Below are 13745 nucleotides of genomic sequence, written 5' to 3'. Positions count from 1 at the left end.
GGCCCCCGCGAAAGCGGGGGTTTGAGGAGGCACGCAGCCACCGCTCGTCAGGGCCACAGATTCAAACTGTGAGGAAAGTGGCGCGGTTGACGGGGCTCGAACCCGCGACCCCCGGCGTGACAGGCCGGTACTCTAACCAACTGAGCTACAACCGCGCATGGGCCTTTCGGCTGGGATCTGCATCCCTATATGGCAGCGGTGGCGCGGTTGACGGGGCTCGAACCCGCGACCCCCGGCGTGACAGGCCGGTACTCTAACCAACTGAGCTACAACCGCCCGCTGCTGCCGCCTCGGGGCGTTCATCCCCTTGGCGTGAAGCGGGTTCTATGTGCCCCGCGCCCCCCCGTCAAGCGCGGTTTTGCGCATAAATCCCTGTCGGGCGACTTTTTTCGCAGCCGCCCCGCGCAGGCTTATCCACGCCTCAGCGGACGGCGCGGCGCGACCGGGCTGCGGCGCTGTCTTTCGCGCATGAAAACATGGATCCCGGCCCCCGCGATCAACACGGTGCCCGCCAGCACCCAAAGGTCCGGCACCTCGCCGAACACCAGCCAGCCCGAGGCAATGGCCAGCGGCAGCGCCGTGTATTCAAACGAGGAAATCGTCGCGGCGTTGCCCATCTTGTAGGCCGCCGACAGCAGGTATCCGATCGCGCCGGACATGCAGCCAAGCAGGAGGAAGAGCGGCCAGTCGCCCGGCGTGGGCCAGACCCAGGCCCGGAACAGGAAGACAAGGCTTTCTGCCTCCACCCCTTCTGCAAACCGTCCATCGCCCGCCACCAGGTAGAAGCCGGTGCTGACCACTAGGAACACCCCCTGGATATAGACCGCCAGCGCCGAGGCCTTGGAATAGACCCCCAGTTTTCGCGTCATCACCTGCATCGCCGCGTAGGCCGTGGCCGCAAGCACCGGCAGCAGAAGCGTCCAGCGCTGTGGCGCGTCTTCACCAGCCATGCCGGGGCGGGTCATGACCAGAACGCCCGCAAAGCCCACGATGATCGCGGTGATCCTGTGCACGCCGACCTTTTCGCCCAGAACCACGACCGACAGCAGCGTGATGATCAGCGGTGCCACGAAAAAGGTCGCCACCGCATCGGCCAGCGGCATCACCGCAAGGGCGGCGAAATAGAGCATGTTCGAAATCACCACGAAGAGCCCACGCATCAGGTGCAGCCCCGGCGTCGCGGTGCGCAATTCGCGGAAGCCCCCTTCGAACTGCAGGATCACCAGCGAAAAGACGATCCCGATGGCCGAGCGCACGAAAACCATCTGGTGCAGCGGGTAGTCGCCGCCAAGCGCCTTGATCAGGGAATCGTTCACGGTGATGAAGACCATGCCAGCCAGGATCAGGAGGATCGCAAGCGGCGGAGTCTCCTCGGTGGGGCGCGGAGGGCCGGGCATCTCGTCTGCTTTCATTGGTCGGGCGCGGGCGAGGATGAATGCCGCCGCGCGCGACCCAGCCCTAACGCGAAACCCCTGCCCTGAGAACCCTTTGCGGCCTTAATCGTTTTTTGCCCAAAGCGGCCCCCGATCCGGCGCGGGAATGAACTCCGCGTCGTCGCCGGGCGGAAGATGGAACGGACCCGATTGCCAATCCGCCTTGCGCCATGCTTCCTTGGCCTCCAGGATCCGCTCTTTGCTGGAGGAGACGAAATTCCACCAGATATGGCGTGGACCGTTCAGCGTGGCACCGCCGAGCAGCACCAGCCGCGCCCCCGCGGGGCCCGCCGTCAGTGCCAACCGGTCGCCGGGGCGAAAGACCATCATCTCGCCCGCGCCATGGCTGTCGCCCGCCAGCGTCACCGAACCTTCGGCGACGTAAACGCCCCTGTCCTCGTGATTGTCGGGCAAAGGCAGCTGCGCGCCCGGCTCCAGCACCGCGTCGGCATAGAACATCTCGGAAGGGACCGGCACCGGCGCGGTTTCGCCATAGGCGGACCCCAGGATCAGCCGCACCTCCTTGCCCTCGGCCTTCAGCAACGGCAAATCGGCCTTGCCCGCGTGATGAAACTCCGGCCCGCGCTCTTCCTGGTCTTCGGGCAGGGCAATCCATGTCTGGATGCCAAAGAACGGCATGGGCAGGGTCTGGGTTTCGTCATCGGTGCGTTCTGAATGAGTGATGCCGCGCCCGGCCACCATCAGGTTGACATCCCCCGGTTCGATCCAGCCATCGGTACCCAGGCTGTCACGGTGATGCATCCTGCCCCGGTAGAGATAGGAAATCGTCGCCAGCCCGATATGCGGATGCGGGCGCACGTCGAGCCCCTTTGTGGGCAGCATCTCGGCCGGGCCCATCTGGTCGAAGAAGATGAACGGTCCAACCATCTGCCGCTTGGGCGCGGGCAGCGCGCGACGCACTTCAAATCCGCCCAGGTCGCGGGCGCGTGGGATGATCAATGTCTCGATGGCATCGACCCCGTCGCCCAATGGGCAATGCGGGTCGAGGGCGGGGTTCCAGCTCATGTCCTTTGTCTCCTATCGTTTTGCAGCTAAGACAAAGATAGGTCCAAAAGACGCGCATACCTATTATAGCTCCGCACACAGGCACCGCGCAGTATTGCACGAGCGTAACCCTGATAGACTGCAAAGCCGGGCCTCCCGCCAACGGAACAAAGTCGCTGGCGGGAGAGCGGAACAGGGGCTGCAGCCGCTTTTACATGAACTCTAGAGCGTCCTCTTCCATGCCATCCCCGTCCATGGCCGGGTCGTCATAGGATCCGTCAAGGCTGAGGGCAGCCATCAGTTCGACTCCTTCGTCAGCTGAGATCCCATCGAGGGCTCCATTGGCCACGGCTTCCTCATAGGAGGCAAGCAGATCATCGGCAGAGTTCCACCCGTCCTCGGGCGCGTCGATGCGGAACAGTTCCTGCGGGATGTCGATCGGGTTTCCGTTGTCATCGGTTCCCGGGACAAGTTCCAGGAAGATCACAGATTCCAGCTGAGTGATGTTGTAGTCGGGATCTTCTGCATAGAGGCTATCGTAGTAGGCGACGTAATTCTCGAAGGTGCCGTCCTGGCCTTCCGGCAGGGCCTCTTCAAAGACGTAGACGCCATTCTCAATGCCGCCATTTGCGCCGATTTCGACGCCAAAGCCGATTTTCTCGAAGGTGGGATCTTCGGGGTCTTCGGGGTCTTCGGGTTCGTCAGAGACGGATTTGATGGACCCTTCTTCGGTCGTGGTCGATGTGGCGCGGATACCAAGCACGTCAATTTCGTCAATGCTGCTGACATCGGTCAGTTCCACAAGGTAGCTTTCGCCGCTTTGAAGATAGGTTTCCTTCTCATCCGCATCCGGACCAAGCCCCGGATCCGATAGCGCAACTGCGCCATCCCACTGGATATCCTCATCCTCCAGCCGGGTGCCGTTCATGTTGAGCGGGCCACTAAGCGACGCACTGTCGCCAGAGAAGTCATCATCCCCGTAATAGATGGCATTCACATCCATTGAGCCTTCGAGAACTTCAACTTCCGCGAACACACCGCCGGTGACAGGATCTTCGAACACGGTCACCGTGTAAGACAGCCCCTCCAACTCGTAAGTGAAAGTTTTGGAATGGTTAGGCATAGGTATTCCTCCGGTCATAAAACCAGACATCGAGGAATATGGCTTCCACGGCTGGTTTTCGAGCCCCCACCCGAACACCACAATTTCGCCACAAATTTTTCCAGATTTCGCCGATAATTGACAGATACCGCGTAGATATGCCGGGGAAACAATTTGTTTCTGGGCAACAAAGCTTTGATGTAATTGAGATTTCTGTTGAGAGCATACCTGACCTGAATCGAGATAATCCGATCCTGAATGCGGAAAGCGCACATCACCGACAATGCTTATATTACAATATCATGAGGTGGAATGGTGGGTCGTGAGAGGCTCGAACTCCCGACATCTTCGGTGTAAACGAAGCGCTCTACCAACTGAGCTAACGACCCGTCGGCGGTTCTGATAGCGCGGGTCCGGAAGGGGCGCAAGCCCTAAGCGGTCAGGATTTGCGCCTTGCCGTCGCGGATGTGGTGAACCACCCCCTGCCCGCCCGGAACCGAGGCCAGATCGGTGATCGGCAACCCCAGAACGATACAGCGCAGCAGGCGCGACGTGACGCCGTGGGTGACCAGAACCGTGGGCCCGGTCAGCCTCTCCAGCACCGCCTGAACCCGCGCCGCCATCTGGCCGAGCGTCTCGCCGCCGGGGGCGGTGAATTTCCACAGATGCGGGTCGGTCGCACGGGCGATGTCGGGATGGTCCGCGCGCAGATCCTGCACCGTGCGTCCTTGCCATTTGCCAAGGTCGATCTCGGCCAGGCGCGGATCGGCTTCTATTGACAAACCCAAGTCCGAAACCGCGATCTCCGCCGTGCGCAATGCGCGGGGGGCGTCGCTGGAAATGACCCGCACCGGACCGGGCAGATGGGCTGTCAGAATCTGCCCTTGCGTTTGCGCCTGCTGCAATCCCGCAGCGGTCAGGGGGGAATCAAGCCGGCCTTGCAGGCGTTCCTCGGTGTTCCACTCGGTCTCGCCATGGCGCAGCACCCAGAGTTCGGGAAAATCTGTTCTGGCTTGTTTCATGGGCGCTTTCCGGTCCGATCAGGTCCTGTGAAAACGAAAAGGCGCCGCGATGCCGGGCGCCTTTCGGAGGAAAAATGGTGGGTGATAAGAGATTTGAACTCCTGACATCTTCGATGTGAACGAAGCGCTCTACCACTGAGCTAATCACCCGCCGTGGGGCCGTCTTTTAGCGGCGCTTTCGCAACTGCGCAAGGGGCCAGATCACGGTTTTTCCGGATCGTCCTCTGGCGCTGTCGGGGTCAGTTTTTCCCCCTTGTTCATGAGCTTGATTCGCGCGGTCAACAGATCCCCGGAAGGTTTGCTGTCGCGCTTGCGCGGGGTGATCTTGCCAAGCCCCGGCAGCGAAATCACCTGCCCGTCATCGAGCGCCCGACCAATCGCTTCGCAGACCAGGCCCGCAGCCTCCCGCGGTTCCGATCGTTTCAGGTCGGACTGATCGGCGATGGCCTGCATCAGGTCCTGCATCTTGTAGGCTTTGGGCTTTTCCGCGCCCGTAGTTTCGGCAGTTGCGCTGTTCGCATCCGCGGAAGAGGAGAGACTCACGATTTCTCCGGCTGACATATGGCCCCCTGTCGGCAGTTTGTTGCTTTTGTGGAAACAACCTAGCGACCGATGTGCCGCTGCGCCAGAGCCGCATTCGCGCCTTTTCAGCCCGCGCTGCTGGCGGCGAGCCGAATGTTGCGGGTATCCCACCGGGGCCAGCCCATCAGTTCGGACACGGTGGTGAAGCGATAGCCCCGCGCAATCAGACCATCCAGCGCGGCCGGCATGGCGCGCACGGTTGGGCCGATGATGTCATGGGCCAGAATCACCGCGCCCGAATGCGACCGGCTGACGATGCGGTTGGCCACGACCGAACTGCCCGGACGGCGCCAATCCTCCGGGTCGACGGACCACAGGATGGTGGGCAGTTGCCGTGCCTCGTAGATCAGGTTGCGCTGACGCATGGACAGAAGCCCATAAGGCGGGCGCATGGTGACCGGCGGGCGGCCAACGGTTTCGTTGATCACAACAGTGGTACGGTCCAGTTCCCGCAGCAGCCCGTCATTGCCAAGCGATGTCAGGCGCGGATGATTCCAGGTATGGTTGCCGATCTCGTGCCCCTCGGCCGCAATGCGCCGAGTCAGTTCGGGGTAGAGCGCCACGCGGCGACCGATCAGGTAGAAGGTCGCGCGGATGTTTCGCGCGGCCAGCATGTCCAGCAGTTGCGGAGTCAGCGTCTGGTGCGGACCGTCATCGAAGGTCATGGCGACCAATGGCTGATCCGTCGGAATCCGGGTGATCGTGGTCGGACCGCCCTGAGTGATCCCCTCGGGAATGGTCAGATCCATCCGGGCCTGCGCCTCTGCGCGGCCAATCAGGGCGGGGCTGGCCAATACGGCCGTCAGGCAGCCGGCAAATCTGCGACGTGTCAGGTTGGTTTTCATTATGTCACCAGGCAAGGCGGTTTAAGGCAATTTGGCTAGGCAACCCGCGAATCGGCTGCGAATCAAGTTGTGTCACAGCAATGGGGCACCGATCCGTTGCAAAAGGGTGTCACCTGCCCCACTTGTGTCGCCTTTGCGACACAGGGGGTTCTTGCCTTGCGAACCTGCATTATGATTGATTACGATTGACAATAACCTTGGGGTAAGAACGGGCCGATGGCTCTGAAGGGGAAGACGATGAAAAAACTTATGGCTGCAACAACGGCGCTCACCTTGCTGAGTGCAACCGCCACCTATGCCGACGAGACCACGCCGACCATGCCGGTTGAGATCGTATCTCAGGACGCCATGGATACCGGCGTCGACGGCGGCATTCTGGTTCCGATCCTTGCGATGATCCTGATGCTGATGGCTGCGTCCGGTGGCGGTGGCTATCACACGCCAAGCTGATCGCTCTCGCTGAAGGCGGGTTTTAGAGGCCGATATCGGAAACGACGCCGACGACGGTGCCATTGCCTATCGTGGCCTTTTGTTCAGGTCGGCACTCTCCTGTCGCAAACGGTCGAAAGAACGCACGAAACACCAGCGGTAACGCTGGTGTTTTCATTTCTTTGGTGGCGCCATCTTTGGTTCTGAGCTCTGTCATCTTCGCCGCCACAAAAGGAAACCCCGCCGACAGCGTATCGGCGGGGTTCTTAAATGTTGACCGGATATATTAGCCGTCAGTGGGCGGTTGCCCCTGCCCCGCCACCCGCAGCGGCCTGCGCGGCGGCGGCGGCGGCTTCTTCGGCCTCTTCATCCCAGTCAATCGCTTCGGGCGTGCGTACAAGCGCATGGGCCAGCACGTCACGAACATGCGCGACCGGGATGATCTCCAAACCTTCTTTCACGTTGTCGGGGATCTCGGGCAGATCCTTTTCGTTGTCCACCGGGATCAGCACCGTCTTGATGCCGCCCCGCAAGGCCGCGAGCAGTTTCTCCTTCAGGCCGCCGATCGGCAGCACATTGCCGCGCAGGGTCACCTCGCCGGTCATGGCAATATCCTTGCGCACCGGAATCTGCGTCAGCACCGACACGATGGAGGTCACCATGGCAATCCCGGCAGAAGGCCCATCCTTGGGCGTCGCGCCTTCCGGCACATGCACATGGATGTCGATCTTGTCGAATTTCGGCGGTTTCACCCCGATGGCCGGGCTGATGGACCGCACGAAGGAGCTGGCCGCGTCGATGGATTCCTTCATCACATCGCCCAGTTTTCCCGTGGTCTTCATCCGGCCCTTGCCCGGCAGGCGCAGCGCCTCGATGGACAGAAGATCGCCGCCGACGCTGGTCCAGGCCAGGCCCGTTACCACGCCGATCTGATCGTCCTTTTCCGCCAGACCAAACTTGAACCGCTTCACGCCCAGGAAATCCTCAAGGTTCTCCGGAGTCACGCGGACCGTTTCCACCTCGCGCTTGAGGATCTTGGTCAGCGCCTTGCGGCAGATCTTGGCGATCTCGCGTTCCAGGTTCCGAACCCCGGCTTCACGGGTGTAGTAGCGGATGATGTCGGTCAGACCGTCCTCGGTCAGCTCGAACTCCTTGGCCTTCAGACCATGGTTCTTGGTCTGCTTGGGCAGCAGGTGGCGCAGCGCGATCTCGCGCTTTTCGTCCTCTGTATAGCCCGCCAGCGGGATGATCTCCATCCGGTCCAGAAGCGGGCCGGGCATGTTGTAGCTGTTCGACGTAGTCAGGAACATGACGTTCGACAGGTCGTATTCCACCTCAAGATAGTGGTCCACGAAGGTCGAGTTCTGTTCCGGGTCCAGCACCTCAAGCATTGCCGAAGCCGGGTCGCCACGGAAATCCTGCCCCATCTTGTCGATCTCATCGAGCAGAATCAGCGGGTTCGTGGTTTTCGCCTTTTTCAGCGCCTGGATGATCTTGCCGGGCATGGAGCCGATATAGGTCCGGCGGTGGCCGCGAATTTCGGATTCATCGCGCACGCCGCCAAGCGAGATGCGGATAAATTCGCGCCCCGTCGCCTTGGCCACCGATTTCCCAAGCGAGGTCTTGCCGACGCCCGGAGGGCCGACAAGGCACATGATCGGGCCTTTCAACGTCTTGGACCGCTGCTGCACGGCGAGATACTCGACGATGCGTTCCTTGACCTTCTCCAGCCCATAATGATCGGCATCCAGCACGCCCTGCGCGCGGCCCAGATCCTTTTTCACGCGGGATTTCACGCCCCACGGAATGGCCAGCATCCAGTCGAGATAGTTGCGCACGACGGTCGCCTCGGCGCTCATCGGACTCATGTTCTTGAGCTTCTTGATCTCGGCATCGGCCTTTTCGCGGGCTTCCTTGGACAGCTTGGTATTGGCCACCCGCTCTTCCAGTTCCGCAACCTCGTTTGCGCCTTCTTCACCATCGCCAAGTTCGCGCTGAATGGCCTTCATCTGCTCATTCAGGTAATATTCGCGCTGCGTGCGTTCCATCTGGGATTTCACGCGCGTCTTGATCTTCTTCTCGACCTTCAGGACGCTCATTTCGCCCTGCATCAGGCCGTAGACCTTTTCCAGCCGCTCCGAGATGGACAGCGTTTCCAGAAGATCCTGTTTCTGCGCCACTTCGATGCCCAGATGACCGGCGACCAGATCGGCCAGCTTCGCCGGATCCGTGGTTTCTGAAACCGAGGTCAGTGCCTCTTCGGGGATGTTCTTCTTGACCTTGGCATAGCGTTCGAACTCTTCCGCGACAGGGCCAAGCATCGCCTGAATGGCGGCGGCATCCCCTTCGTCTTCGGCGAGGTCCTCTGCCGTCGCCTCGAAAAACTCGGGGTTGTCGAGGAAACCGGTGATGGTCACGCGGTTGCGGCCTTCGACCAGCACCTTCACGGTGCCGTCGGGCAGCTTCAGCAGTTGCAGCACATTGGCCAGCACGCCGGTGCGATAGATGCCATCGGTGTCGGGGTCGTCCTCTGCCGGGTCGATCTGGCTCGACAGCAGGATCTGCCGGTCTTCCTGCATCACCTCTTCCAGCGCGCGCACCGATTTCTCGCGCCCGACAAAGAGCGGCACGATCATATGCGGGAACACGACAACGTCGCGCAGCGGCAGGACAGGATAGGTTGTATGTTGCTCGGGCATGGTGCCTTCCTTGTTCTTGGCAAGAGGACGCTGGCCCCGTCATGCGGCAGCCCTCGGCCCTCTCCGGGTGGGACACTTGAAAGTGGGGGCATGGCCCGCCGATTTCAACTGGTCATCCCGGCTTTGGGTCGCGGGCAGTCTGCACCCCGGCGCAGGCAGGGGCAAGGCGCGAACTGAAGCATGATGAAGGAAATGTGACGCACACGGGCCCGTCAGCGTGGCAGTTCCGACAGGGACAGGGCCGCCGTTGAAAAGACAGGTTGCAACAGCGCCCTTTGACTGGCCCAACTGTCATCCGGCTCCGCATCCAGTGCCGCGATGGCGCGCGAGGTCAGCAGGATGCGACCCGGCCCGGTGTCAGCCGCCCGGTCCAGCGCATCGGCGGGCAGCAGCTCTGCCGGGGAAAACAGCAACAGGTAGCCTGTGCAGATATAGCCGCAATCATCGACGACGATGTCGCCGGGACGCACCTCTTGCAGCAGCGGCGCATGGGTGACGCGCCAATAATCGCTGTCTGCCCGTGCGAAGCCCATCATCGCGCCTGCGCCGTTGGCAACCCACAAAGCCAGGATGCCAGCCACCAGCACCCGCTGGACGCCTCGGACAGGTGGCAACCGAAGCACAACAAGCAGGGTCAGAAACGGCAGCACGACGATCCAGAATTCCTTGTTGGTTGGTTCCCAGACCGTGGCGACCAGCGCATAGGTGCCCGCATGCAGTAGCAGAAGCGGCCCAAAACCGGGCGTCAACGCCCTGCCCCTGCGCAGCAAGGCCCTGACCGACAATGCGCCGATGGCCAGCACGCTGAGTACAGTCAGCAGCAGCAGGGGCCAGAACCCGAGCGCAAGTCTGGTTTCAGCGAAATGCGCTTCCTCCACCAGTTGACGGCCCGCGAACACCCGCTCCAGCGCGCCCGCGGCCTCTGGAGAGGCAAAGAGAAACAGGCTCGACCAGATCGCGGTGCCAAGCCCGATCAGCGCCTTGACCGGAGCCAGGACCGAGAGTGGCGTCCAAAGCCCGTCAGCGGCGTAGCCCTTGGCCCAGAGGATGAGCTCGCCGATCGTCCGATGCCCCAGCAAGACCCACCCGGCCCAGAGATAGAATACCCCGACCACCGCGCCAAACATCGCCAGCCACAGGACCGCCGCCCCGATCCGGCGCGCAGAGATCAGTACGATAAGCGCAGGCACCGCCAGAAACACATGGCTTTGATGGATCAGCGTGGCAATGCCCGCCAGAAACGCCGCCAGGATCACGGCACGGGGGCCGGACTGTTCCCACCCGACCTGCCAAAGGGCCAGAAAGCTGGCAAGGACAAAGGGCAAGGGCAGCGTGTAAGTATCTGGATACATTCCATAAAGCCAGAAGGCAAAACAGCCCGCCAACAGCCAGACAGCGCCCGACGCGCCTGACAATCCACCGCCCGCGAGACGGGCAATCTTCCACACCAGTGCGAGGGTCCAAAGCGCTGTCAGCAGGCTCGCCACCTGCATGACGCCTAGCGCCGTTGCCCCCGGCCAGACAAGCCGCGCCATGCCGGTCAGGCCCTGCATCAGCGGCTCATAGATCAGGTGGTTCGGATGCCACTGGGCCACCCCGCCCGATACGCGATCGACGTAATAGACCGCGTCTTCCCCTTCGGTGAAATTCTGCGGGAAGGTTAGTAGGTAGAGCAGGCCGATCAGGGCAAGGGTCAGCCCCGGCAGCAGCTTGTCGCTGCGGGTTTCAAGGATGCTTTGCCCCCGTGCTTCGTTCAAGGCATCCACCTTTCGTTTCAACGATCTGCCTGAGATCTGCTAGCACGGCAGCCCGGCTACGCCAAGCAAGCCAACGCACAACACCTTGTTTCACAGACCAATCCTGCGCGTTGCGCCTGGCTTGTTCTGAATCAAGGACAATAAGAGATTTTCCTCGATAATTGCTGTTGTCAATTGCAGAGAGGGAGGATCAAATGCAGCGTGTTTATCTTGCAAGCTTCATTGCCGGGCTTGCCCTGGCTACGGGGGCCAACGCCTGCCCCACCTATAGCTTGACCGGGACGACCTATAGCCTGACCGGAGACCAGCTATACAGTCCAGACTCGTTCAACGTGGTCGCGGGTGGTCAGGATGATCTGCGGACCTGCCCGCAGCCGGGCGTGGGCTATGTCACGACCGCGCCGGACTTCACCTTCTATTTGTCCGAAATGGATCGCTACGACCTCCTGCTTGACGTTGTCAGCGCCTGCGACGCGACACTTTTGGTAAACACGGCCGATGCCCAATGGCATTTCGACGACGACAGCAACGGCAACCTCAACCCGCGCCTCGAGCTGCGCGGGGGCAGCGCATTGAACGGTAGGGTCGATGTCTGGGTCGGCAGCTACAATGGCCAGTACTGCGATGCCACGCTGACGCTAGAGACGTTCCTGAGTTCGGGCGGCGGCGGTGGAGGCTCTACCGGCGTGGGTTGCCCAGACCCGTCCCGACCCGGGCCGAGCTATGCGATGACCGGACAACAGCTTTCCACGCGCCACAGCCTGTCCATTACTGCAACAGGCGGAACGGCGCTGTCTTCCTGCGGCATTCCGGGCACCGGCTATGCGGCCGCGATGCCGACGGCGTCGCTGATGTTGTCGGGGATGGTGGGCTATGACCTCGTGCTCGATGTCGAGAGCACCTGCGACTCCACCCTGCTGATCAATTCCGCCAGCGGCATGTGGTTTTTCGACGATGACAGCAACGGCAACCTCGACCCGCGCGTCACCCTTACGTCTGGACTCGAGGGCCGTGTCGACATCTGGGTCGGCAGCTATTCAGGCTCTGACTGCCAGGGCACCTTGTATATGGAAACCTTTGCGGCGGGGTCGAGCGGGGGCACCGGAACCGGGGGCTTCACGCAAGGCGCCAGTCTTGCGGGGCAATGGTACTGGGAGGCGATCAGCCGCCCGATCACGATCAACGCGAATGGGACCGGACATGACGGTGTCAACACGATGACGTGGACCGGTCCTGACGCAAACGGCACCTACACCCTGACCTGGAGCCACGGCTACACCGACTACGCCACCCTGACTGGAAGCCGGCTGGAGATCGTCAACAACGAAGGCTACCGGTTCGGCGCGACGCGTTTGGGAGGTGATCTCGAAAACCCACCGGGCTCCGGCGCACCCCAAGGTCAGCCCGGCAACAGCGCGACGGTTCTGGAAGGGGCCTGGACCATTGACTCCTTTGGCTACGGCGGCACGCTGACCTTCGACCGACACGCGAACGGCTGGTCTGCGACGGTGCGGTTCAACGTGAACGATTTCGAGGAGATCCTCCAGAACGTTCAGTTCGACCCCGTGACGGGCGAAGTGCAATTCTACCGCGAACGCGGAACACAGCACTATGTCGGCACCCTCTCGGGCGGCGAAATCACCGGCATGTTCAACCGTGGACCCGGTACGCCCTACGACAGCGGCTGGTCAGCGACCCGCTGAGGCGGATTAGAGCGGTTTGATATCGCCTTCCGCGCGCGCAGCATGGAAGGCGGTTTCGAATGCGTCGAACCTGTCGGCTTCGATGGCGTCACGCATGTTCTGCATAAGCTCTTGGAAGTAATGCAGATTGTGCCAGGTCAGCAGCATGGAGCTGATGATCTCCTTGGCGCGGAAGACATGGTGTAGGTAGGCGCGGGAATAGCCGGTGCAGGCAGGGCATGTGCAGTGTTCGTCCAGCGGGCGCGGGTCGTCCTGGTGGCGGGCGTTCTTGATATTGACCACGCCGCGTCGGGTGAAGGCCTGCCCGGTCCGGCCCGAGCGTGAGGGCAGCACGCAATCCATCATGTCGATCCCGCGTTTGACGGCCCCCACGATGTCGTCGGGCTTGCCCACGCCCATCAGGTAGCGCGGCTTGTCCTCGGGCAGGAAATCGGGTGCGTAGTCGAGACAGGTGAACATCGCCTCCTGCCCTTCGCCCACGGCAAGCCCGCCGACGGCATAGCCGTCGAAGCCGATCTCTTTCAACGCCTCGGCGCTTTCCTCGCGCAGATCGCGTTCCAGACCGCCCTGCATGATGCCGAAAAGCGCGTGTCCGGGCCGGTCCCCGAACGCGTCGCGGCTGCGCGCGGCCCATCTCATCGACAGGCGCATGGACTCGGCGATCCGGGCACGGTCGGCGGGCAGCGCCGGGCATTCGTCGAAACACATCACGATGTCGGAGCCCAGGAGCCGCTGGATCTCCATCGAGCGTTCCGGTGTCAGCATGTGGCGCGAGCCGTCCACATGGCTGCGGAAACTCACGCCCTCTTCGGTCAGCTTGCGCAGGTCGGCAAGGCTCATGACCTGAAAACCGCCGGAATCGGTCAGAATGGGTTTGTCCCAGTTCATGAAGCGATGAAGCCCGCCCAACCGGTCGATCCGTTCCGCCGTCGGGCGCAGCATCAGGTGGTAGGTGTTGCCAAGCAGGATATCGGCCCCCGTCGCGGCCACGCTTTCGGGCATCATTGCCTTCACCGTCGCCGCCGTGCCAACCGGCATGAAGGCGGGCGTCCGGATCTGCCCGCGTGGGGTCGAAATCACCCCCCGACGGGCCTTGCCGCTGGTCGCTGTCACCGAAAAGTCAAACCGGCCTGTCATGTCGTCACCCATTGCTTTGGACAGGCGACTG

12 protein-coding genes and 4 tRNA genes are annotated in these 13745 nt (G+C 61.9%); 2 read left to right on the top strand and 14 right to left on the bottom strand.

Annotated features, from left to right (window positions below):
- Positions 1-78: 78 nt before the first annotated feature.
- From BKY26_RS07710 to BKY26_RS07665, 10 genes are all read right to left on the bottom strand, one after another.
- Positions 79-155: transfer RNA gene (locus tag BKY26_RS07710), tRNA-Asp, on the bottom strand.
- A gap of 44 nt (positions 156-199) precedes the next feature.
- Positions 200-276: transfer RNA gene (locus tag BKY26_RS07705), tRNA-Asp, on the bottom strand.
- Positions 277-410: 134 nt separating this feature from the next.
- Complete coding sequence (locus tag BKY26_RS07700; RefSeq protein WP_071689817.1) at positions 411-1397, bottom strand: DMT family transporter; 987 nt, start codon at positions 1395-1397, stop codon at positions 411-413.
- A gap of 99 nt (positions 1398-1496) precedes the next feature.
- Positions 1497-2459, bottom strand: coding sequence for a pirin family protein (locus BKY26_RS07695; protein ID WP_071689816.1), 963 nt, complete (start codon positions 2457-2459; stop codon positions 1497-1499).
- Between the two features lie 190 nt (positions 2460-2649).
- A complete protein-coding gene (locus tag BKY26_RS07690; RefSeq protein ID WP_071689815.1) occupies positions 2650-3561 on the bottom strand; it encodes a hypothetical protein in 912 nt (303 codons plus the stop codon).
- A gap of 292 nt (positions 3562-3853) precedes the next feature.
- A tRNA-Val gene (locus BKY26_RS07685) sits at positions 3854-3929 on the bottom strand.
- A gap of 42 nt (positions 3930-3971) precedes the next feature.
- Positions 3972-4562, bottom strand: a complete 591-nt coding sequence (locus BKY26_RS07680) for a histidine phosphatase family protein (protein WP_071689814.1) — start codon at positions 4560-4562, stop codon at positions 3972-3974.
- 75 nt (positions 4563-4637) lie between these two features.
- Positions 4638-4712 (bottom strand) — tRNA-Val (locus BKY26_RS07675).
- A 51-nt stretch (positions 4713-4763) separates the two neighbouring features.
- Positions 4764-5123, bottom strand: coding sequence for an HU family DNA-binding protein (locus BKY26_RS07670; protein ID WP_071689813.1), 360 nt, complete (start codon positions 5121-5123; stop codon positions 4764-4766).
- 86 nt (positions 5124-5209) lie between these two features.
- Positions 5210-5989: a polysaccharide deacetylase family protein gene (locus BKY26_RS07665; protein WP_071689812.1), complete on the bottom strand. Its 780-nt coding sequence runs from the start codon at positions 5987-5989 to the stop codon at positions 5210-5212.
- A gap of 237 nt (positions 5990-6226) precedes the next feature.
- On the opposite strand from BKY26_RS07665, the gene BKY26_RS07660 reads away from it, so the two are divergent.
- A complete protein-coding gene (locus BKY26_RS07660; RefSeq protein WP_071689811.1) occupies positions 6227-6439 on the top strand; it encodes a hypothetical protein in 213 nt (70 codons plus the stop codon).
- Between the two features lie 22 nt (positions 6440-6461).
- Here the strand turns inward: BKY26_RS07660 and BKY26_RS20200 are convergent, their stop codons facing one another.
- The 3 genes from BKY26_RS20200 to BKY26_RS07650 form a co-directional block, all read right to left on the bottom strand.
- On the bottom strand, positions 6462-6635 hold the full coding sequence (locus tag BKY26_RS20200; protein WP_158514314.1) for a hypothetical protein: 174 nt from the start codon (positions 6633-6635) through the stop codon (positions 6462-6464).
- Between the two features lie 76 nt (positions 6636-6711).
- Entirely contained in the window at positions 6712-9117 is a 2406-nt protein-coding gene (lon, locus tag BKY26_RS07655) for an endopeptidase La (protein ID WP_071689810.1), read from the bottom strand.
- A 212-nt stretch (positions 9118-9329) separates the two neighbouring features.
- On the bottom strand, positions 9330-10874 hold the full coding sequence (locus BKY26_RS07650) for a hypothetical protein (RefSeq protein WP_071689809.1): 1545 nt from the start codon (positions 10872-10874) through the stop codon (positions 9330-9332).
- Between the two features lie 194 nt (positions 10875-11068).
- Between BKY26_RS07650 and BKY26_RS20480 the strand changes: the two genes are divergently transcribed.
- On the top strand, positions 11069-12577 hold the full coding sequence (locus tag BKY26_RS20480; RefSeq protein WP_071689808.1) for a hypothetical protein: 1509 nt from the start codon (positions 11069-11071) through the stop codon (positions 12575-12577).
- 6 nt (positions 12578-12583) lie between these two features.
- On the opposite strand, the gene tgt is transcribed toward BKY26_RS20480, so the two are convergent.
- The gene (tgt, locus tag BKY26_RS07640; protein ID WP_071689807.1) at positions 12584-13714 is read right to left on the bottom strand and encodes a tRNA guanosine(34) transglycosylase Tgt; all 1131 of its coding nucleotides are present in this window, start codon (positions 13712-13714) and stop codon (positions 12584-12586) included.
- Positions 13715-13745 lie beyond the last annotated feature (31 nt).

This window comes from Nioella sediminis (assembly GCF_001879695.1).
Classification (GTDB): domain Bacteria; phylum Pseudomonadota; class Alphaproteobacteria; order Rhodobacterales; family Rhodobacteraceae; genus Nioella; species Nioella sediminis.
Note: the sequence above shows the minus strand (reverse complement) of the source record. Positions and strands in the feature narration are given on the sequence as shown.

Bases quoted from the DNA above. Each gene is read 5' to 3' on its own strand.
- BKY26_RS07665 (WP_071689812.1), bottom strand. From the start codon at position 5,989: ATGAAAACCAACCTGACACGTCGCAGATTTGCCGGCTGCCTGACGGCC.
- BKY26_RS07700 (WP_071689817.1), bottom strand. From the start codon at position 1,397: ATGCCCGGCCCTCCGCGCCCCACCGAGGAGACTCCGCCGCTTGCGATC.
- BKY26_RS07660 (WP_071689811.1), top strand. From the start codon at position 6,227: ATGAAAAAACTTATGGCTGCAACAACGGCGCTCACCTTGCTGAGTGCA.
- BKY26_RS20480 (WP_071689808.1), top strand. From the start codon at position 11,069: ATGCAGCGTGTTTATCTTGCAAGCTTCATTGCCGGGCTTGCCCTGGCT.
- BKY26_RS20200 (WP_158514314.1), bottom strand. From the start codon at position 6,635: ATGACAGAGCTCAGAACCAAAGATGGCGCCACCAAAGAAATGAAAACA.
- BKY26_RS07695 (WP_071689816.1), bottom strand. From the start codon at position 2,459: ATGAGCTGGAACCCCGCCCTCGACCCGCATTGCCCATTGGGCGACGGG.
- BKY26_RS07680 (WP_071689814.1), bottom strand. From the start codon at position 4,562: ATGAAACAAGCCAGAACAGATTTTCCCGAACTCTGGGTGCTGCGCCAT.
- BKY26_RS07690 (WP_071689815.1), bottom strand. From the start codon at position 3,561: ATGCCTAACCATTCCAAAACTTTCACTTACGAGTTGGAGGGGCTGTCT.
- BKY26_RS07670 (WP_071689813.1), bottom strand. From the start codon at position 5,123: ATGTCAGCCGGAGAAATCGTGAGTCTCTCCTCTTCCGCGGATGCGAAC.
- lon (WP_071689810.1), bottom strand. From the start codon at position 9,117: ATGCCCGAGCAACATACAACCTATCCTGTCCTGCCGCTGCGCGACGTT.
- tgt (WP_071689807.1), bottom strand. From the start codon at position 13,714: ATGACAGGCCGGTTTGACTTTTCGGTGACAGCGACCAGCGGCAAGGCC.